At 30.4% G+C, this 22,820-nt stretch carries 13 protein-coding genes and 1 CRISPR repeat array; of the genes, 10 read left to right on the top strand and 3 right to left on the bottom strand.

The genetic code is table 11. The annotated features are described in order from the left end of the window. Positions 1 to 10 precede the first annotated feature (10 nt). The gene (locus HXZ69_RS07140; RefSeq protein ID WP_286495483.1) at positions 11 to 283 is read left to right on the top strand and encodes a DUF6520 family protein; all 273 of its coding nucleotides are present in this window, start codon (positions 11 to 13) and stop codon (positions 281 to 283) included. Positions 284 to 336: 53 nt separating this feature from the next. On the opposite strand, the gene HXZ69_RS07135 is transcribed toward HXZ69_RS07140, so the two are convergent. The 3 genes from HXZ69_RS07135 to HXZ69_RS07125 are packed head-to-tail and all read right to left on the bottom strand — an operon-like array spanning position 337 to position 7,320. Further along, complete coding sequence (locus HXZ69_RS07135) at positions 337 to 2,931, bottom strand: alpha/beta hydrolase family protein (RefSeq protein ID WP_286495482.1); 2,595 nt, start codon at positions 2,929 to 2,931, stop codon at positions 337 to 339. Then, a complete protein-coding gene (locus HXZ69_RS07130; protein WP_286495481.1) occupies positions 2,921 to 4,309 on the bottom strand; it encodes a RagB/SusD family nutrient uptake outer membrane protein in 1,389 nt (462 codons plus the stop codon). Before HXZ69_RS07130 ends, HXZ69_RS07135 begins: the two co-directional genes overlap by 11 nt. Before the next feature lie 17 nt (positions 4,310 to 4,326). After that, the gene (locus tag HXZ69_RS07125; RefSeq protein ID WP_286495480.1) at positions 4,327 to 7,320 is read right to left on the bottom strand and encodes a SusC/RagA family TonB-linked outer membrane protein; all 2,994 of its coding nucleotides are present in this window, start codon (positions 7,318 to 7,320) and stop codon (positions 4,327 to 4,329) included. A gap of 3,157 nt (positions 7,321 to 10,477) precedes the next feature. On the opposite strand from HXZ69_RS07125, the gene HXZ69_RS07120 reads away from it, so the two are divergent. The 9 genes from HXZ69_RS07120 (at position 10,478) to cas2 (ending at position 20,020) form a co-directional block, all read left to right on the top strand. Further along, positions 10,478 to 10,993 carry a hypothetical protein gene (locus tag HXZ69_RS07120; protein ID WP_286495479.1) on the top strand — a complete coding sequence of 172 codons (516 nt, stop codon included), beginning with the start codon at positions 10,478 to 10,480 and terminating at the stop codon, positions 10,991 to 10,993. A 37-nt stretch (positions 10,994 to 11,030) separates the two neighbouring features. Then, on the top strand, positions 11,031 to 11,798 hold the full coding sequence (locus HXZ69_RS07115; protein ID WP_286495478.1) for a hypothetical protein: 768 nt from the start codon (positions 11,031 to 11,033) through the stop codon (positions 11,796 to 11,798). Between the two features lie 258 nt (positions 11,799 to 12,056). Further along, complete coding sequence (locus HXZ69_RS07110; RefSeq protein ID WP_286495477.1) at positions 12,057 to 12,620, top strand: Crp/Fnr family transcriptional regulator; 564 nt, start codon at positions 12,057 to 12,059, stop codon at positions 12,618 to 12,620. A gap of 72 nt (positions 12,621 to 12,692) precedes the next feature. Then, positions 12,693 to 13,157, top strand: coding sequence for a GNAT family N-acetyltransferase (locus tag HXZ69_RS07105; protein ID WP_286495476.1), 465 nt, complete (start codon positions 12,693 to 12,695; stop codon positions 13,155 to 13,157). Positions 13,158 to 13,169: 12 nt separating this feature from the next. Further along, a complete protein-coding gene (locus tag HXZ69_RS07100; RefSeq protein WP_286495475.1) occupies positions 13,170 to 13,691 on the top strand; it encodes a GNAT family N-acetyltransferase in 522 nt (173 codons plus the stop codon). A 383-nt stretch (positions 13,692 to 14,074) separates the two neighbouring features. Further along, a complete protein-coding gene (cas9, locus tag HXZ69_RS07095) occupies positions 14,075 to 18,394 on the top strand; it encodes a type II CRISPR RNA-guided endonuclease Cas9 (protein ID WP_286495474.1) in 4,320 nt (1,439 codons plus the stop codon). Continuing rightward, entirely contained in the window at positions 18,363 to 18,791 is a 429-nt protein-coding gene (locus HXZ69_RS07090; protein ID WP_286495473.1) for a PIN domain-containing protein, read from the top strand. Before cas9 ends, HXZ69_RS07090 begins: the two co-directional genes overlap by 32 nt. A 3-nt stretch (positions 18,792 to 18,794) precedes the next feature. Then, positions 18,795 to 19,685: a type II CRISPR-associated endonuclease Cas1 gene (gene cas1, locus HXZ69_RS07085; protein WP_038330673.1), complete on the top strand. Its 891-nt coding sequence runs from the start codon at positions 18,795 to 18,797 to the stop codon at positions 19,683 to 19,685. Then, complete coding sequence (gene cas2 / locus HXZ69_RS07080; RefSeq protein ID WP_038330675.1) at positions 19,682 to 20,020, top strand: CRISPR-associated endonuclease Cas2; 339 nt, start codon at positions 19,682 to 19,684, stop codon at positions 20,018 to 20,020. The genes cas1 and cas2 overlap by 4 nt, the downstream gene beginning before the upstream one ends. A 106-nt stretch (positions 20,021 to 20,126) precedes the next feature. Further along, positions 20,127 to 22,714: a CRISPR direct-repeat array (repeat unit 47 nt; unit sequence GTTGTAATTACTTTGATAAATATACCAAATTGAAAGGAACTCACAAC). Between the last annotated feature and the right edge of the window lie 106 nt (positions 22,715 to 22,820).

The raw sequence follows: 22,820 nt of genomic DNA, 5'->3' as shown, positions 1-22,820 counted from the left end.
ATTTTACAAAATGAAAACAAATTTTCTAAAAAAAGCGCTACCAATTGGGGTAGGAATGATGGCTGTTGCTTTTGCATTTGCCTCTGAAAATAAATCTTCAAATGAAGATATGTTAATTACGGGTTATATTTTTAATTCTTTGAATGAAAAATGTGAATCGGTACCACAAGAATGTAACAATATAGGTGATGTTCCATGTACTTACATGGGAGCATCAGGACCACAAATTTATCAAAATGATAATGGTACATTCTGTAGTGTTCCTTTAACTCATCGTCCATAGTAGACGAAAAGAAGAGAGGAAGGATGATTTGATTTTCCTTCCTCTCTTTATTATTATTTTAAATATTTTTCAAACCAATCTTTTATGATCTTTGATAATTCTAATTGATTTTGTTCTTTAAATATTTGATGAGGTTCGTTCTCAAATATTACTAATTTACCTTCCTTATTAAGTCGTTTCATTCCCATAAAGAGATAAACACTTTGATACCAATTAATATTATAATCATTTTTACCTGTCCAAAGTAACAAGGGCATTTTCAATTGTTCTACTTGATCTAGAGGTGAGTTACGTTTATAATTATCTTTTAATTTGTAATAACTATCACCCATTCTAAATTGATGACTTTCAGTTCTCCATAACTGATCTGTATTCCAGTCATTGCCTTGCATATCGTGAGACCAAGTTTGTAAATCGCTTACGGCAGCACCAGCAACTGCTGTTTTGAATAATTTAGATTGAGTGGCAATAAAAGCTGATTCATATCCTCCAAAAGAATGACCAATCAATCCAATTCTACTAGCATCAATAGCTTTGTTTTCTATTACTTTTTTTAGTGCAAATTCTACAGCGAGAAGAGCAGATTCTCCTGGTTTACCTATTTCGTATGAAAGATTAGGTAATAAAACAAAATAACCATTTGTGACATAATTAATAGGTTTAAAACCGTCATAACCATAAAAATTAGGAGATTGAAAAACAAACTTTTTATCTGCATTTTGATTATAGATATTAATAATCATTGGATATTTTTTTGAAGCTTCAAATTTGGAAGGATAAAGTAAAGTAGCCTTTAAGGTTACTCCATTTGGTAAAGTATAATCAATAACTTCTGATTTTCCTAAATCAAATTCTTGCAAAGTAGGATTGCTTTGATAAAGTAACTCACTTTTATTTAGTATCATATCATACATATAGAAAGAGGGTGAATCTTTATAGGAGCTCACTTGATAAGCAAACTTATTTGAATTTAGAAATAGTTTAGGGTTACTATAATTTAGATCGCTTGAAATTAAATGTTTAACTTTATTTTTTTGTAACAAAGCAAATCCTTTTTCTAGATTATCTGTAATAGTTTCTATCAATAAGGGGCGATTAAAATTATAAGTAAATGTATCAGAAAAAGAATAACGAACCAATTGTTTTTCAACTATGGTATTATTTGCTTTACTTAATTTGAAATGGATACCTTTTGAAGAACCGTTGGTTAAATTAGTTACTTTTTTATCATTCAATAACCAAATGTCATATTGATCTTGTAAAAGAATTTCATGCTCATCTTCCGACCAAATAGGAACCGCTACTGGAGCTTTATCTGTAATATTATTATCAGATTCATTGTAAAAATTTCTCCCTATAGATTCTGTTAAATTATAGGTTTTTTCCTTTTTTATATCATACAAATACCAATGATGCTCTTTAAAATAAGCTACAAAAAGACCGCTTGGAGAAAAAACAGCATACTCATCATAATTACCTAAATAGAGATGTTCTACAATTAATTTTCTTTTTCCTGTTTTTATATCTTGTACATACAAATCAACATAGGTATCTTGTTTGTATTGAGGTTCATATTGTAACGCGTCCCATACCAATGCGTATGGTTGTTTATGTCTGTAAAGAATAGAAGAGGTGTTACTGTCAGTTATTGATTTAACAATATTATCTTCAGGTGTCCAACTAGACAAAAGAAAATCACTTTTATTTTTGTCATAAGAATTTTTACGAGGAGTAATCCATTTATCTTTGGTATCCCATATTTCTACATCCGTTTTTTGTTGTATATTATTCTTTTTTCTATAAAAAAATACAGATCTACCATCACTACTTAGGCGTATGTTACTTGTGCTTATAACTTTGTCATCCAATTGAGTTCTGATATCTTCGGAAGTTAATTTGCTTATTTTTCCTTTACCATTTACATGGAACAAAATGGTGTTATCTTTGTTATTTTCGGACCATAATAATACATCCCCATTTTCGTTCCAATTCAAAAGGCTTAAATTAGTATGATCAAATGATTGAATAACTTTTACACTATTATGATCTAAATTATAGATCCTAACATCTGATAAAATAGGATTATTCAAAATCATAGCAACTTTATCACCTTTAGGGTTCCATCTAAAGTCAGAAACACCTATAAACTCGTTTGTTGTATCATTTTGTAAATTGTAGATGATTAGAGACTTCTTTTCATTCGTTTGATAGAATGCTATAAATCTCGAATTATTATCAAAACTAAATACATGAGAAGAAATATTATTGAATGTTTTATTACTTAAATTTAGAAGATTGATTACTTTAATTTCTTTATTAGAAGTATAATATGCAAACCATTTTTCATCCGTTGAAAATTCTGAAGTAAGCAGAAGACTTATTTCAATTTTAATTTTTCTTTTTTGATGAATTAAATAGTGAGTTGATTTATTACGAAAATCTTCACGTATTAAAATCCATTTACCATCCTCTGTTGAATTAATAATAACAGAAGATTCACTCCATCGGCCGTTTAGGCTTTCAGAGTATACTTTTTTGGTGTCTGTTTGTCCATTTACTTTTTCAATTGATAAAATTAACAAGAGCAAAAAAAATGATGTGGTATAAATTATTTTATACATAATTGTAATATTATTTTTAATAGCCATTGTTTTGAGGGAGTAAATTAGGATTCATCCTTATTTCAGTATCTGGAATAGGAAAAAGAATATCAGTAGATTTCCATCCAGGTTTCAAGGGTTGTAATGTTATTTCAGCTTTGTTTAATCTTTTAATATCAAACCAACGATGTCCATGTTCAGTAAATAATTCTAAACGACGTTCTTTAAGGATTTCATCCATTATTGCTACTGAATTCACAGCCGTTGTATTTGTCAATCCTGCTCTATTTCGTATGGTGTTTATATCTTGTAGAGCCCCTGTTATATTACCTTGCATTATTCTAGCTTCGGCTCGTATCAGAATTTGTTCAGCAAGTCTAAAAAGAATAGCGTATTCTGTAGACTCACTTTTTATAGTGTTTTGTTTATATTTATAAGGCATATACCAATAATCAGTTCCTTTATTGATCTGTTTTATCCATATTTGCTTACGTAGATCTTTGGATTCAAATTCATCTACTAATTTTTGACTCAAAGCCATAGTAGGGGGAGGGCCAACTTCAAAAATAAATTGTTTAGATTCGTTCGTAGGATCTCCAATCTTTTTAGGTTTCAACTGTAAAATTGCAGAATGACTTTCTTTTAAAAATTCTTTGGAAAGATCATTTTCTAAATAATACATAGATGCAGTATTTATAATTTTATTAGACCATTCTTCTGCATCTTTCCAATTTTTATGATAGAGTTCAACACGTGCAAGTAAAGCTGTTACAGTAAAGTAGTTTGCTCTTATACGTTCAGAAGTAGGATATTCGTTCTTAAGAAATACTTGTGCTTGCTTCAAATCGTCTTTTAATTGGATGTATATATCTAGTGTAGATTGTCTAGTCACTTTTACATTTTGTAGATATTGACTTGTTTTGATGTAAGGAATCTCTCCATAGTAATTAGACAAGTAGAAATGAACGAAAGCTCTTATAAACAAAGCTTCTCCTTTCAATTGATTTTTTGTTTCATTAGATAAATTTTTACTATTATCTAAACGTTCTAATGCTACATTACACATATAAATTAATTGATAGCCACTTGACCATATGGATGAATTAATGGTATTAGAAGAAAGTATTCTATGTTCTACATAATCATTTACCGGATTCGTTGCTAACGCATAGTAATCCAATTCATCTGCATAAAACCCCATTAAAGTAGATGCACCATATAAATTTCCACTTACAAGATATTCATCTCTAAGGTTAGCATATAGCTGTGTGATAGCAGCTGTTGCAGTTTGTGTATTTTCGTAAACTATTTCAGAAGGTATTTCACCTTTTGGATCGTCTATTTCGATTAGTTTTTCGCAACTAAAAAGTATGCTATTTGTAATAAACACTAATAATAGCAATTGTATTGTTATTGAATTTTTCATGATTTTTTAATTACTGATTAGAATTCTATTTTTCCACCAATTACTATTCTTTTCGTTGTAGGTAAAAAAGTACGTTCGGTTTCAGGATCTACACCTTTCATTTTTGTTAATGTCCATAGGTTTTGCCCTTGTATATAAATCAAACCATTCAACTCTTTAATTGGTAATCGATAGGAGATTGCTATAGTTTTCAGTCGTATATATGAGGCGTCTTCTATAACACCTGTACTTGATAAGAAGTTGTTATAAGCTTGTAAAGCTTTAGAATCTACCCCCGTTGTGTAACGTTGAAATTTTTTATCTTTATCTCCAGGTTTTTGCCAACGATCTAAGACTGCAACAGGAAAATTAGACATCATACCTGGAGTACCGAAGCTGTAGAATTCGTTGTATCCTTTTTTCTTAACAAATTGAAATAAGAAATCCATTGTCCATTGCTTATAGACTAAGCTATTCTGCCAACTCCCAATAAACTGTGGTGATAAATCAACACTTACTTTTCTATCTTCTATAGAGGTAATTTGTCCATCTTGGTTATAATCTTTGAATTGAAATAATCCGGTTGTCGAATCTATACCTTGATAATCATATAATTTTCGGATGTATAGTGATTCACCTATTACGTAATCATTGACATAAGGTGTTTTATCTAATCCTTCAAACGATTTCAGTTTGTTTTGTGGCAGAGATAACTGTGTGCTTGTAGTCCATTTCACTAAACCATGCTGTATTGGAATTGCACTAAATGTTATTTCCATTCCAGAATTCTGTACAACAGCACCTAAATTAGAAATGATACTTGTAAATCCTGTTGTTGTAGGCAGTTTGTAACTTATAAGTTGATTAGATGACCGATTACGATAATAGGCTATCTCCATATCCAATCTGTTATGAATTAAACCTACTTCTAATGCTACTTCTAACTTTTTATTTTTTTCCCAACTATAATTAGGATTTTGTAAACGTGTAGGATATAAAACAAGCAGATTGTCATATCCACCTTGCGCTATTGTAAAAGTATCTTGGAATTGATAATCACCAATCTGATCATTTCCTGTTACACCATAACTACCTCGCAATTTCCCAAAACTCAACCATGATACGTCACGTAGGAAATTTTCTTTAGAAAATATCCAAGCTGCACCAACTGCACCAAAATTTGCAAAACGATGATTAGGACCAAATCGACTAGATCCATCTCTTCGTCCGGTTAAATTAAGTATATATCGGTCTTTATATTGATAATTTATACGAGCATATAAGGCAGCATATCTATACTGAGAACTAGTTTCTTTCAAATAACTTATGGTAGTCGCAGAACGTATGTTATTCATTAAATGATTACTCGCAAACCCACTTGCTAATAAAGAATTTTGTTCTTTCTCTTGTTCTGTCAAAGTAGCACCTGCTGTAGCACTTACTTTTCCTTTTCCTAATTTATAATTGAAATCAATCTGAGGTTCTATAATCCAGCCATTTTGATAGTTTTCACTCTTAAGTATATTAGATGCTGCACTTGTACTTCCAAAAGCTGGATTTCTCATTGTATTAGGATTCGATTGAAATTCATCAAAATCAGTACGCTGATAGCCTAAGTTTGTCTTTATTGTAACTCCATTCAACAACTGATAACTAATTACAGCATTAGTGTTTAGGTTATTTGTTTCATTTCTATATGTACTTCTTAATGCAGCAATAGGATTAGACCACGAATTATTAGCCCAATTTAAGCTTCCGTCATCATTGTATAAACTTGGTGCATTGGGAACTAACGTGATAGCAGAACGTGTAAGATCTGTAGTGGGTAAAAAATTACGATCTAAACTATATTGTACAGATAATCTTAAGTTGAATTTATAATCAATAGATTGATGATTTAGCGTAGAAAAAAAACCAAGTTTAGTATATTTAAAATCTCCTTGGTAAACAGCATTCTCTTTTACCAATGTATTTCCTAAGATAAAACTTGTTTGTTCACTACCACCAGAAACAGAAAAACGCAAGGTGTTAGCTGTAGTGGCTTTTCCTATAAATTCTTTTTGCCAGTCGGTAAATCTATTCTGGTCCCATGTTCCATTTACATCAAATGCGTTGGTAGGATAGGTTGTGATCTTATCATTTGCAAAAGCTTCTCGTCTCATTTCAAGATATTGATTGGTATTTAATAGAGTAGGGAATATACCATGAGTAATAATAGTTGTAGAAGCATCGGCAGTAAAAGCTGTTTTGCCAGTTTTACCTTTCTTAGTAGTAATCAATAGTACACCATTTGCACCACGTGATCCATAAATTGCAGTAGCATCAGCATCTTTCAACACTTCAATAGATTCGATGGATTGAGGATCCATCGTATTCAATGGATTTGAATTACCACCAGGTAATATTACACCTCCTAAAGCAGTAGATCCTAAGCTAGTGGTACTAAATGGAACACCATCTATAATATATAAGGGGTCATTCCCTGCAGCAATACTATTTTGACCCCTTATTCTAACTTTATAACCACTACCTGAATTACCAGAAGTTGGCGTAATCTCTAAACCAGGAACACGACCTTGTAAAGCATCTAAAACAGAATTCACGGGTTGATTCTCTATTTCCTTAGCCGTTACACGAGCAATAGACCCCGTACGTTCTTTGTCTTTTACAGCATAGTACCCCGCATTTATCACCACATCTTTTAGCTGAATCCCGTTATCTTCTTTTATGAAACTCACATTTATCACACTTCTATTCAATACCTCTTCTTCACGAATAGGGAAATCCAATTGCTCAAAAATAAGCTTTGCATCATCATGTTCTAAGATCAGCGAATACTGTCCATTTGCATCAGTTTGCACACTATTCTGTGTACCTTCCTCTGTTACCACCACGCCAGAGAGCAAATGGTTATGATCTTTCACCGTTCCAGTCACGGTTTTTCCTGTTTGTGCAAATAGGGGTGTAGCACAAACCAATCCCAATAGCACACTTATTGTATGTCTATTGAGTTTAAAGTAAAATATTTTCATAATTTTACATAAGTTTTTTAAAATTCAACATTAGTTTTAAAATCCACTCCTTTTCCAGTACATCGCGCCAACTTTGTTTTTGGGAAAGGGGTTTTTTGTTATGTTTTACGTTCTACGCTTAACGTTTTTTTATCAATTCTATCTTTAACCACAATAGAAACATAGGTTTTTTTTAAAGTTTGACGTTCTACGCTTAACGTTTTACGTCTTTTGTCATTCTGAGCCTATCGAAGAATCTATCTGTCACTTTTTTTAGAGATTGTATAGTTCAGTAAACTGAAACATAGCGATCTTCTTACTCTGTTTAATAGATTTATCTTCTCTATTGCTCTTTATTTTCTACATCCAGTTCTATGTACCTATGTGGTGAATATTCTTTTCTTTAATGTCACTTTTTTTCGTCAAAAAAACTAACGAAAAAAGACTTGTCTTTGATTTTCGACGGTCAAAATAAGTTTCAGCCATTCAATGTTTTAAATCATTTGCTACGCAAACAGTAAAACATTTTAACCATTTACTTCAACTTTTTGACACTCGCCTCCAAATCATATGACGTTTTCTTAATCCTTTTTCAATACTCAAATTCACTTACTACAACGAATTATAAACTCGTCATTGCTGAAAAGTCGAGCGTCAATTCGGCGTAGTGAGCGTTAAAATGATTTACTGTTCGCATTTCATATGCGAATGTTCTAAAGCATTTAGCGAGTAGCCGTTATTGACCGACTTGTAAGCACAGACTTGACTTTTTTGGTTCGTTTTTGTGTCAAGACAAAAATGAACATATAATTATTAATCAACTTGTAACAATTTTACCTAAGCTCCACAGGAGCTTCTCCTTTTAATTTCAAATGTTTTTTCATCAAGGAAAAAATGAATGTAAAATTCTTTCTATCACTTTTTTATTCATAGCTTATCTATTTTAATTATCGGAATTCATATGCCCTTCGGGGAAGAGAGCAAAAAAGTAATCAAAAAACTCTTGTCTTTGATTTTCGACGGTCAAAATAAGTTTCAGTCATTCAATGTTTTAAATCATTTGCTACGCAAACAGTAAAATATTTTAACCATTCTCTTCAACTTTTTGACACTCGCCTCCAAATCATATGACATTTTCTACATCCTTTTTCAATATTCAAATTCGTTATCATTTCGATTCTAAATCGTCGGATTTTTAACTCTTTTTTCAATACTCAAATCCTTTTTTAACAATGAATTTATAAATCGTCATTGCTGAAAAGTCGAGTGTCAATTCGGCGTAAAGAGCGTTAAAAATGATTTACTGTTCGCATTTCACATGCGAATGTTCTAAAGCATTTAGCGAATAGCCGTTATTGACCGACTTGTAAGCACAGACTTGATTTTTTGATTACTTTTTGATCAAGCAAAAAGCAATAAATAGAGAACTTCTTATTATCGCAAATTCCATTTAGAATTTCATCTCTATTATCACGCGTGCGCGCATTCGCGCCTGTTAATCCTATATTCCTCCTAAAATATCCCCCTCCAACAGTTTTAAAAAATACATTAATAAATGAAAAAAATTAACACTAATACATTTTATGAAGATCATTTACTTTCTTATTGTGTTGTCTTCGGGGGATAGAGTGTGAATCTGTTTACTATTTCATGATTTTACATAAGTTTTTTAAAATTCAACATTAGTTTTAAAAGCCACTCCTTTTCCAGTACATCGCGCCAACTTTGTTTTTGGGAAAGGGGTTTTTGTTATTTTACGTTATACGTATTTTTATTCTTATTAATACTCAAATTCACTATTTAACAACGGATTTTAGAGTCGACATACGATTTGCAGACGAGCTTCAATCCATTGAAACAAGCGTAAAAAAGATTAGTGAGCGTATGCGAAACATTTAATCTTTTTAGTGCGTGAGATGGTAATTGAACGTCGAAAATCGCAGTCTTGACTTTTTTGGTTCGTTTTTGTGTCAAGACAAAAATGAACGTAATAAAATAATTATCTTCTTATTATCGTAATTATGTTCAGAACCTCATTCTTAACCTCAAATACATCTAACATTTAATCTGTAATTTTTACATCCTAAATCCCACCTCGTAAATCAAAAATCCTATCCCTTCCGATACACGAACCACGAACAAACCATACGGAACGCATATACAATGGATACAGAATGGATACAGCGCGGATACACAACCGATACAGAAAAGTGTCATTTTCGATATACACCGATACAGGAATTTAACACTTTTTAACACATAATTTCTCTAATATTCTGTCATTTCAAGAAATCTTTTGTCACTTTTTTTCGTCAAAAAAACTAACGAAAAAAGACTTGTCTTTGATTTTCGACGGTCAAAATAAGTTTCAGCCATTCAATGTTTTAAATCATTTGCTACGCAAACAGTAAAACATTTTAACCATTCTCTTCAACTTTTTGACACTCGCCTCCAAATCATATGACATTTTTTTAATCCTTTTTCAAATACATAATACATTCTACTTTTTACATAGTACAACTCTAAAATCTCAATTCTCATATCTAACATCTAATCTGTACATTATACATTTAACTCATTACTTATAACTCATTACTTACAACTTAAATCAGGTAGTAGCCCCAATAAATTTGGAAAATGGCAATAAAGGGTTTACTTTTAATGTGCGAAAAAAAAGAGTATAACCTAGCTGTCAAAGTCTCCTTACCGAGGCTCTGATAGAGAGCGTGTAAAGAAAGGATTGCCCTTTGCTTTACGATCCGTGTTTTAAAAATGTTATAAATACGGAATATTGTTCTTTAAAAGAATGGTTAAAACAAACAGACTTTATCTGGTGGTTTTTTACGGATGAATGGAAATTGTTTCGTTCTCATTTTGTGTTGGGTTTTATGGAACGAGTCGAGATATGAAGAGGGGCGATTTCCTATCTTCAATTTAAATCGAGGTACGGCTAAGAACCTTTGACGAAATATCCGATAGAGAAAACCACCCCATAGAATGCAAATATACAAAATATGAGGTAGCGACAACCCTATTGGTCTTGCGTCATCTTAAATTAGCCGTTTTCGATAACAAGACTCGAGTTTAATAACTGTCGCTTAATTAATTATAGTCAAATATAGATAAATATTTTGTTACATGCAAATTTATATCTAATTAATTTAAAATAACATTAGAGTTGAGTAATAATAATAGAAAAGATAGATTAGTTTCACCTGCTTATAGAGAAAAGTTAGGTAAGTCTTTATTAAATAGGCGTATAGAATTAAACTATACCAGAAAAGATATTTCTATATTAACAACTATAACAGAAAACACAATCAATAGTATTGAAAAAGGTATAACTACCAATATAGATTATTACGTTGAATATGCAAAAGCCGTTCAGTACCCATTAGAAACTTTATTAGACTTTAAAATCCCTCTTAAACCTCTAAATGAATTACCAAAAGATAGGATAGAATCTTTAAAATTGACATCAAAAATTAGAGAGCATATAGTAAATACAAACTTTCTTAATAAAGGTAAAACTGTTGCTGAAATAAAAGAGGAGTTACTTCGGTTGAAATTAGTACCAAAAGATATAACTTCTGTTGCTATCGCTGGTGTTATGAGGAACTTAAAAAACGATGAGTTGGTCAGTTCAGAAGAAACAACTGGTAGAAAGGCTATTTATATAAAGCCTAAGAACTAATTTTAACACTATAATGAGTTTTAGAAAGTTTAAGTATATGCAATACATATTTTTCATTTTTTTATATATATTATCATTTAATGTTAAAGCTCAAAATATTTACAGTGCAATTCATTACAATGATAAATTCGATGTTAGATCTTCAAAAGGAATAAAGAAAATTGAAGAAATAACAATATTTTATAATTCAAATAGCTCTGAAAAGAAGAGAGATATTTATCACCTTAATCAGTATTTTTATATTATAAAACAAGAAGGTTTTGATTCTGAAAATAATTTGAAGTACAGATCTACAATTAAATATAAAAATGATAGTATTAAACTAAGTATTAATTCTGAAAAGAATATACCAATTTATGGAAATGAAAGAAGTTTGGTACTTTATGAATATGATATTAAAAATTACCTCGTAAAAATTACTAAAAAGGATAATTATAACAAAATTTTTGAAATAATAACTTTCGAAAATGATTCAATCGGTAATCCAATAATGTTAGTAATTAATAATGGAGAGTATGGTTATGAAAAAGCAATATATAATTATAAATCAAACACTTATTCTACGGCAGTTTTCAATACTAATAATGAATTAATTGTTTCCAATAAAGATATTAAATTAGATTTCAATATCCCTGATGAAAGATATACATATAATGAACAAAATGACTTAGTTAAAGATAATAAATACATATTCGAATACAAATATGATAAATATGGAAACTGGACTAAGAAAGTTCGCTACAAATTACTAAATGATAAAAAAATAAGAGATGCAGAATTCTCTAGAAAAATTACATATTTATAAAACAAAAGCAACTTAAAAATAATCTTCTCTCTTATCAGTAAATAAAGGGAGATTACAAAATGATTAAGAGTAAGTATTTATGATTTTATAGAACCAACGAATTGGGAAAATGAAAAATCTGATACTTTCGAGGAGTTTGTAAAAAAAGTAAAAGATAATAAATAATTATATTAGCGAGTAAATATTACGAAACTCAACTATATTTTACTTCGTAAAAAATGATGTTATCTGTAACCTTAAACCAGCATTGTCAACAAAATGAATATCGACCAAATACTTGATAAAATATATCCACTTTCAGCCAAATCAAAACTTGTACTTAAAGAAAATATTATTGAAGTAAGTTTTCCAAAACATCTCATTATAATACGTGCAGACAAGGTTGAGAAAAATATCTATTTTATCAAAAAAGGTATAGCTCGTACTTTTTCTACAATTGATGACAACGAAATTACTTTTTCGTTTGGAAAAGAAGGAGATACAATTGCTTCCTTGAAAAGCTACATTGCCAATCAAAAAGGATATGAAAATATTGAACTGTTGGAAGATTGTGAACTTTACGAGCTAAACACCGAAAACCTTCAAAATCTTTTCAATGAAAGTATAGAAATTGCTAACTGGGGCAGAAAATTCGCGGAACAAGAACTTATTAAAGCCGAAGAAAGACTTATTTCAAGACAATTCGGGACGGCAACAGAAAGATATAACGAGCTTTTAAAAAATTATCCAGATTTAATACAAAGAGTCCAACTTGGACACATCGCTTCATATTTAGGAATAACACAGGTAAGCTTAAGCCGTATTAGAACAAATATAAAATAGTTTCCATTTTTTATCATTTGTATAATTTTTTCTTTCTTCATATTCAGAACTTTGAGAAAAAATTAAAACTATATGGATATAATAAGAAAGGCTGAAGAAAAAGACAGTGAAAATATTTGGAAACTAATGAAAGAATTAGCTGTTTTTGAAAAATACATTAACAGTTTTACAATCACTCCTGAAATAGTAAAACAAAGTGGTTTTCATAAAAATCCACCAGACTTTCATTGTATAGTTGCTGAATGTAACAACAAAATTGCGGGAATTTTAGTGTACTATTTTTTACCATTTACTGCACAAAACAGACCTGCAATTTATATGAAAGAATTGTATGTGGATGAAAATTATAGAGGTCAGAAAATTGGTGAAAAGCTAATGTATTTTATAAAAGAAGAAGCAATAAAAAATAATTGTCAAGTAATAAAATGGACAGTTGCACCATGGAACGAAGGAGGCAAAATTTTTTACGAAAGATTAGGTGCCAAAGAAAACAACGATTGGCTAAACTATGAATGGAATATAGAAAATAATTATTAAAAACAATTTAAAATGAATCCAATAGAAATTATAAAAATAACAATAAGCAATATAACGGAATTACAAAGAATTGGGCGACAAACTTTCAAAGAAACATTTGCAGATTCAAATTCCGAGGAAAACATGAAATCTTATTTAGAAGAAGGTTTCTCACTCGAAAAATTGACAAAAGAAGTAAACAATGAAAATTCTGAGTTTTACTTTGCAAAGATTGATAATGAAGTAATCGGTTATCTAAAAGTCAATTTTGGAGAATCCCAAACCGAATTGAAAGACAATAAAGCACTTGAAATTGAGAGAATCTATGTTTCAAAAGAATTTCATGGAAAAAATGTTGGTCAATTACTATATAATAAAGCAATCGAAGTTGCTGAACAGAAAGATTCTGAATATGTTTGGTTGGGAGTATGGGAACAAAATCCAAGAGCAATAAGATTTTATGAAAAAAACGGCTTTGTAGTTTTTGACAAACATATTTTCAAACTGGGAAATGATGAGCAGACCGACATAATGATGAAATTGAAACTGAAATAAAAGGCTACAGCTAACAGCGGCAACTGTTGCGCAACACTAATTTTAGGTACAAAAAAAGTATAAAAATGACCTCTTTAAATGCGATTTTAGAGAGGTTTTTTGTTTTTACATAATAAGAAATAAAAAAAGCCCCGAAGATAGGCGAGGTGCTAAATGTTTTAGCTCACAAGATTATATTGCTTTTAATAGAGTTCGTGAAGCATTTGGACATAAAAAAGCCCCACAGATAGGTGAGGCGCTAAATGTTTTCACAACGGAATAATCCTTATTGTGAGTTCCTTTCAATAAGACAAATATAAAAATAAAATATTAATATATAATTACGTGAAACCGTAATTACATAAAATATTTTTTATGTAATTTAATAGGCAAAATAAAAACTTATGACTAAAACTATACTTGGACTCGATTTAGGAACCAACTCCATTGGTTGGGCGTTAGTACAGCAAGATTTTGAAAATAAACAAGGCGAAATACTTGGTATGGGATCTCGTATTATACCTATGTCGCAAGATATTTTAGGCGAATTTGGTAGAGGGAATTCTATTTCTCAAACAGCGGAACGTACAGGTTATCGTGGTGTTCGTCGTTTGCGCGAACGCCATTTACTTCGTCGTGAACGTTTACATCGCACTTTAAATATTTTAGGTTTTTTACCAAGGCATTATGCTAATGAAATTGATTTTACCAAGCGATTTGGAAAGTTTATCAATCATGCCGAACCTAAACTTCCATATAAGAATGGTGATTTTCTCTTTAAAAAGTCTTTTCTTGAAATGTTGGAAGATTTTAAAAGCAATCAACCTGAATTTTTAAAAGACAAAAACGGAAATAATTGTTTGGTTCCTTACGATTGGACGATTTATTACTTGCGTAAGAAAGCCTTATCGCAAAAGATTGAAAAGGAAGAATTGGCATGGTTAATTCTAAACTTTAATCAAAAACGTGGTTATTATCAATTAAGAGGTGAAGATTTTGCAGAAGAAAAAGATAAATTATTTGTAAAATTAAAAGTTGATAAGGTTGTTGATTCTGGCGAAAAAATCAAGGGAAATATATTACATGATGTTTATTTCGATAATGGTTGGAAATATGATAGACAAATTGTAAAAACCGAAGATTGGGTAGGAAAAACAAAAGAATTCATTGTAACAGAATCATGCTTAAAGAATGGTGATATAAAAAGGACATATAAAGCTGTTGATTCTGAAAAAGATTGGATTGCAATAAAATCAAAAACAGAGCAAGATATTGATAATTCCAATAAAACAGTTGGAACTTACATTTACGAAAATCTATTGCTCAATCCAAAACAAAAAATTAAAGGAAAGTTAGTTCGTACGATTGAACGTAAGTTTTATAAAGAGGAGCTCAATCAAATTCTTAGAAAACAACAAGAGTTTCATTCAGAATTACAAAACGAAGAATTGTTGCAAGATTGTGTACGTGAATTATACAAACACAACGAACAGCACCAGCAAATGTTGGAATCTAAAGATTTTGTTCATTTGTTTTTAAATGATATCATCTTTTATCAACGTCCTTTAAGAAGTCAAAAATCTTCTATTTCTAATTGTACGTTAGAAAAACGTATCTCCAAAGAAGGTGTTGTTTTTTCTATAAAAGTCATTTCGAAATCGAATCCATATTATCAAGAATTTCGTCTCTTGCAATGGTTGCAAAATTTAGAAATTTATAGAAATGAAGATGATACAAAAGTTACTACTGAATTTATTACTTCTGTAGAAGATAAAGAGGCATTATTTGATTTCTTAAATAGTAAAAAGGAAGTTGAGCAGAAGCATGTTATCGATTTTTTATTGAAACAAAAAAGCAACAAAAACAAACTTCCAAAAGGAGAAGCGGAAAAATACCGATGGAATTATGTTCAGGATAAAAAATATCCGATGAATGAAACGAGATATTTAATTCAATCCAAGTTAGATAAAGTAGAAGATGTTCCAAATGATTTTCTTTCGTTTGAAAATGAAATGGCTTTGTGGCATATTATCTATTCTGTAAATGACAAAATTGAATATGAAAAAGCTTTAGCAAAGTTTGCACTAAAACATCAATTAGACGAAGCAAGTTTTGTAGAATCGTTTAAGAAATTTCCACCGTTTAAATCAGATTATGGAAGTTTTTCTGAAAAAGCTATTAAGAAATTATTGCCTTTGATGCGATTTGGAAATCAATGGAATTATGATGCTATTGACAACATTTCAAAAGAAAGAATTTATAAAATCATAACTGGAGAATATGACGAAAAAATTAAAAATAGAGTTCGCGAAAAGGCAGAACAGTTTAATTTAACAACAGAAAATAATTTTCAAAATCTCCCGCTTTGGTTGGCTCAGTATGTAGCGTATGGTCGTCATTCGGAGGCTGAAATTACAGGAAAATGGAATTCTGTTTCTGATTTAGAAAATTATCTAAAAGAATTTAAACAGCATTCGCTTCGTAATCCTATTGTAGAGCAAGTTATTACTGAAACCTTGCGTGTTGTAAAAGATATTTGGCAAGAATACGGAAAAGGTGCACAAGATTTCTTTTCAGAAATTCATATTGAATTAGGTCGTGAAATGAAAAATACTGCTGATGAACGTAAACGCTTAACTAATGTAGTTACCGAAAATGAAAATACCAATTTGCGTATTAAAGCATTGTTGGCGGAGTTAGCCTTGGATGCAACTGTAGAAAATGTGCGCCCATATTCGCCGATGCAACAGGATATTTTAAAAATCTACGAAGAAGGTGTTTTAAATGCCGAAGAAAATATAGAGGAAGATATTTTAAAAATAAGTAAAACAGCACAACCTTCAAGCTCAGATTTAAAACGCTATAAATTATGGTTAGAGCAACGTTATCGTTCACCTTATACAGGTCAAATGATTCCGCTGAACAAATTATTTAGCCACGAATATGAAATCGAGCATATTATCCCGCAAAGTTTGTTTTTTGACGACAGTTTGAGTAATAAAATTATTTGTGAATCGGCTGTAAATAAATTAAAAGACAATCGAATAGGTTTAGCCTTCATTAAAGCATATCACGGAGAAGTTGTTCCGTTAGGAAATGGGAAAACCGTAAAAATTCTTGAAGTGCAAGATTATGAGGATTTTGTGAAGCAAAATTATAGTAAGAACAGAACAAAACGTAATAAATTGTTGATGGAAGATATTCCAGAAAAAATGATTGAACGTCAACTGAATGATACACGTTATATAAGCAAATATATCAGTCAATTACTGTCTAATATTGTGCGTGATGTTACGCCAGATTCAAAAGATGATGGAATAAATTCAATTAATGTATTACCTGGAAATGGTAAAATTACGACTCGCCTAAAACAAGATTGGGGATTAAATGACGTTTGGAATGAATTGATTTTACCACGTTTTGAGCGAATGAATGAGTTAACGAATTCTACTGATTTTACTTCAACAAATACAAATGGAAAAGTAATTCCGACGGTTCCTATAGAATTATCAAAAGGTTTTTCAAAAAAGCGTATCGATCATAGACATCACGCTATGGATGCTTTGGTAATTGCTTGTGCAACGCGTGATCATGTTAATTTATTAAATAATGAATCGGCAAAATCTGAAACCAAAAGATATGATCTGAATCGTAAGCTTCGTGTTTATGAAAAAGTAACCTATAAGGATCAAAAAACAGGAGAACAAATAACTCGTGAAGTTCCAAAAGATTTCTTAAAACCTTGGACTCAATTTACAATAGAAGCAAAAAATGCATTAGAAAATATTGTAGTGAGTTTTAAACAAAATACACGTGTTATTAATAAAGCAACCAACTATTACGAAAGTTATAAAGACGAAAATGGTAATTTGCGTTTTGATAAAAATGGGAAGCCTAAAAAGGATTTTGTAGAACAAAAGGGTATGAATTGGGCGGTTAGAAAACCATTGCATAAAGAAACTGTTTCTGGGCAAGTACATTTAGACCGAGTGAAGGTTGCGAAAGGTAAAATTCTTTCTGCTACGCGTAAATCTTTAGATACAACATTTAATGAAAAGACAATTCAATCCATTACCGATACTGGAATTCAGAAAATATTATTGAATTATTTAAAGGCAAAAGGAAGTCCTGAAGTTGCTTTTTCTCCCGAAGGAATAGAAGAAATGAATAAAACAATTTCTCTTTATAATGAAGGTAAAAATCATCAACCTATTCTTAAAGTGCGCGTTTTTGAACAAGGAAGTAAATTTCCTTTAGGTGAAACAGGCAATAAAACAAAGAAGTTTGTTGAGGCAGCGAAGGGAACAAACTTATTTTTTGGAATTTATGAAGATAAAGCAGGTAAACGCAGTTACAATACTATTCCTTTAAATTTAGTGATAGAACGTCAAAAACAAGGACTTTCGCCAGTTTCAGAAATCAATGATAAAGGACATCGTTTATTATTTCACTTATCTCCAAATGATTTGGTTGTTATACCTAAAGATGGAGATATAAATAGTAAAGATGTTTACAAAGTGGTGAGTTTTACAGGAGGGCGCTTATATGTAATACCACATTTTGTATCTTCTGTAATTGTAAATAAAATTGAATATACTCAATTGAATAAAATTGAACTGACGAAAGAGAAAGATTTGATTAAAAAAATAGAATTTGATAGATTAGGTAATTTAATTTCTAAATCATCAAAACTTGAAGAATTATTTTATAAAAGAAGAATGTAAAAAAGCTATAGATACAAATATTTTAGTTTATGCTTTTCAGAATGATAATTTGGGACTAAAAAATAAGTCTATTGATTTATTTATGAATGAAAATCTAGTAGTATCGCATTTTGTATTAATTGAATTTATACACATTATACATACAATTTCTAAAATGGATAAACGTGAAACTTTGAAACTTATAATAGAATCTTTAGGGATAATAAGAACTAATTATTGTTATATGGAGACTTATAATTTAGCTTATTTTATTGTGAAACGATATAGAATTTCTCTTAAGGATTCGATTATAATTGCCGATGCAATCCTGAATGATTGTTCAATTTTATATTCAAGAGATATGCAACATAATCAAATATTTGAAAAAAAAATAAGAATAATTAATCCATTTATTTAAACTATGCTAAAACGCACCATTTACATTGGCAGTCCGTCCTATTTAAAGCTGAAGGATAATCAACTGAAAATAGAGGATACGATTACAAAAGAAGTCAAAGGTTCTGTTTCTGTTGAGGATATGGGATTTTTGGTATTGGATCATTATCAAATTACGTTGAGTCATCAATTGATACTTGCGTTGCAACAAAATAATGTTGCCATTATTAGTTGTGATGAGAGTCATTTGCCTTTGGGATTGATGTTGCCAATGAGTGGTCATGTTTTGCATAGCGAACGTTTAAAGCATCAAATCAACATTTCGGAGCCTCTCCGTAAACAATTATGGAAACAAACTGTAGAGGCAAAGATATTTCAGCAAAAAGCATTGCTAAGTAAATTGGGATTTGTAGAAGAGCCGATGCAAAATTATTTAACCAATGTAAAATCTGGAGATACGACGAATATGGAAGGGATTGCAGCGCAGTATTATTGGAAACAACTGTTTGATAATTTTACAAGAGAACGTGACGGAGATGTGCCTAATAATTTTTTGAATTTTGGATATGCTATTCTTCGAAGTATGGTTGCAAGAGCATTGGTGAGTAGTGGTCTTAATCCAACGATAGGAATTTTTCACCGTAATAAATACAATCCCTATTGTTTGGCTGACGATATAATGGAGCCTTATCGTCCTTATGTTGACGAGTTGGTATTAGAATGGATAAATAAACCATTTCGACCAACAGAAATGAATAAAGAAGCCAAAGCGCATTTGTTATCGATTGCAACAAAAGATGTGATGATGGATGGACTAAAACGACCTTTGTTGGTTGCGCTAAGTTCTACAACAAGTTCGTTGTATAAGTGTATGACAGGGGAGCAGCGTATGATTCGTTTTCCTGAAATGGTATGAGTTTTAGTCGTTATAATGCATATCGAATTATGTGGGTTTTAGTTTTATTCGATTTACCAACCGAAACAAAGAAACAACGAAGTCAGGCAACAAGATTTCGAAAAGAATTGCTTGACGATGGTTTTGCAATGTTTCAGTTTTCGATTTATTTGCGGCATTGCCCAAGTAAAGAGAATGCTGAGGTACATATAAAACGCGTCAAATCTAAATTACCTGAATATGGGAAAGTAGGAATTATTTGTATTACCGATAAACAATTTGGACAAATGGAGATCTTCTTTTCAAAAAAAGAAACTAATTTACCCACAGGACCCCAACAATTAGAATTGTTTTAGAAATAAAAAAACCGATAGAATAATATGTATTCTATCGGTTTTTACTTTTTTTCTCATTTCTACTTTTCTTCTCAAACCCTTTAAAACAAAGGATAATAAAAATGAGGTTGTAATTACTTTGATAAATATACCAAATTGAAAGAAACTCACAACTATAATCATCATGAAAATGTTATTGATAAAGTTGTAATTACTTTGATAAATATACCAAATTGAAAGAAACTCACAACCAGACAAACAGACAATTTTGGAATTAAGGTGTTGTAATTACTTTGATAAATATACCAAATTGAAAGAAACTCACAACTCGCTTTAAAGTCTAATTGTCCAATTTCTGGTTGTAATTACTTTGATAAATATACCAAATTGAAAGGAACTCACAACAATGAGGAAAAGACATAGCATAGTTGTTCAGTTGTAATTACTTTGATAAATATACCAAATTGAAAGGAACTCACAACTGCTAATTGGGTAGATGAAGGACGAAGCGCGTTGTAATTACTTTGATAAATATACCAAATTGAAAGGAACTCACAACATACTTTATTATCAAATAAGGTAAGTGCATGTTGTAATTACTTTGATAAATATACCAAATTGAAAGGAACTCACAACTTGAATTAACATCTATTAACGAAAAACTTGGTTGTAATTACTTTGATAAATATACCAAATTGAAAGGAACTCACAACAAATATAAAGGCGATGATGTTTGGGGTGGGGTTGTAATTACTTTGATAAATATACCAAATTGAAAGGAACTCACAACTAATTTTAGAGTGGTTAAAAGATAATCCTAGTTGTAATTACTTTGATAAATATACCAAATTGAAAGGAACTCACAACTGTCTGACATTCCTTTTAATCGACCTGCTTGTTGTAATTACTTTGATAAATATACCAAATTGAAAGGAACTCACAACTAGATGGAAGTCCTATTTTTAACTTCTACCGTTGTAATTACTTTGATAAATATACCAAATTGAAAGGAACTCACAACGTTAAGTCTTGCAACTTCTGCGTATGTGTCGTTGTAATTACTTTGATAAATATACCAAATTGAAAGGAACTCACAACTGCACTCTATGCAGTTTCCGCATCCTATTGGTTGTAATTACTTTGATAAATATACCAAATTGAAAGGAACTCACAACAGTTTTTAATTTGAAAAATACCTGCTTGATGTTGTAATTACTTTGATAAATATACCAAATTGAAAGGAACTCTCAACGTTGTTAATACTATTGCAAAGTTAATTATTGTTGTAATTACTTTGATAAATATACCAAATTGAAAGGAACTCACAACTCCTAGTCCTCTTATGTCTAAATGGCTTAAGTTGTAATTACTTTGATAAATATACCAAATTGAAAGGAACTCACAACTTATAGGTATTATTAGTTTAACACCTAGAAGTTGTAATTACTTTGATAAATATACCAAATTGAAAGGAACTCACAACAAGTAGCCTTTGTTATAAACTTAGTACTACGTTGTAATTACTTTGATAAATATACCAAATTGAAAGGAACTCACAACCTGAATATCTACTTCTATCCAATCATCACTGTTGTAATTACTTTGATAAATATACCAAATTGAAAGGAACTCACAACATAATGGGTCTTATTGTCTTGGTCTCTTTTGTTGTAATTACTTTGATAAATATACCAAATTGAAAGGAACTCACAACTATAATGTAAAGTGCCATAAGGTAATTTTAGTTGTAATTACTTTGATAAATATACCAAATTGAAAGGAACTCACAACCACCAACTGATTCTTTTTTCATTGCGTCGTGTTGTAATTACTTTGATAAATATACCAAATTGAAAGGAACTCACAACAGATTCAAAAGTCACAAACTTTTTAAGTGGGTTGTAATTACTTTGATAAATATACCAAATTGAAAGGAACTCACAACAATACTTTATAATGAATTACCTTTTCAAGAGTTGTAATTACTTTGATAAATATACCAAATTGAAAGGAACTCACAACGAAATGTTGATGGTGAAATGAAATTAGCTTGTTGTAATTACTTTGATAAATATACCAAATTGAAAGGAACTCACAACAAGCTTTTGCAATATCAGATTCTTCTCCTCGTTGTAATTACTTTGATAAATATACCAAATTGAAAGGAACTCACAACTCAAAGAGCATTATACGAATATCGAAATAAGTTGTAATTACTTTGATAAATATACCAAATTGAAAGGAACTCACAACTGATATTAATTCGACGTTGCAAATACTCGTGTTGTAATTACTTTGATAAATATACCAAATTGAAAGGAACTCACAACATAATCGCTTGTTTGGTTGCGAGTTGCCGTGTTGTAATTACTTTGATAAATATACCAAATTGAAAGGAACTCACAACACGAATGTACATAGAAGATCGCTTTCCTATGTTGTAATTACTTTGATAAATATACCAAATTGAAAGGAACTCACAACAGCTACAGCTATAATAATATATATGTTTGTGTTGTAATTACTTTGATAAATATACCAAATTGAAAGGAACTCACAACTCAAAGAGCATTATACGAATATCGAAATAAGTTGTAATTACTTTGATAAATATACCAAATTGAAAGGAACTCACAACGAGAAGTGGGTAAATGATAAATTCAATATTGTTGTAATTACTTTGATAAATATACCAAATTGAAAGGAACTCACAACAGTAGTTTAATAATATAACACAATCACATTGGATATCCCCCTGAATTTTCCAGTGTAAGTTAAGCTACATTTTTTAAAAATTGTAAATTATTATTAAACTCAAAAA

This window comes from Empedobacter sp. R132-2, assembly GCF_030324375.1.
Taxonomy (GTDB): Bacteria; Bacteroidota; Bacteroidia; order Flavobacteriales; family Weeksellaceae; genus Empedobacter; species Empedobacter falsenii_B.
This window is presented reverse-complemented; position numbering and strand designations above follow the sequence as displayed.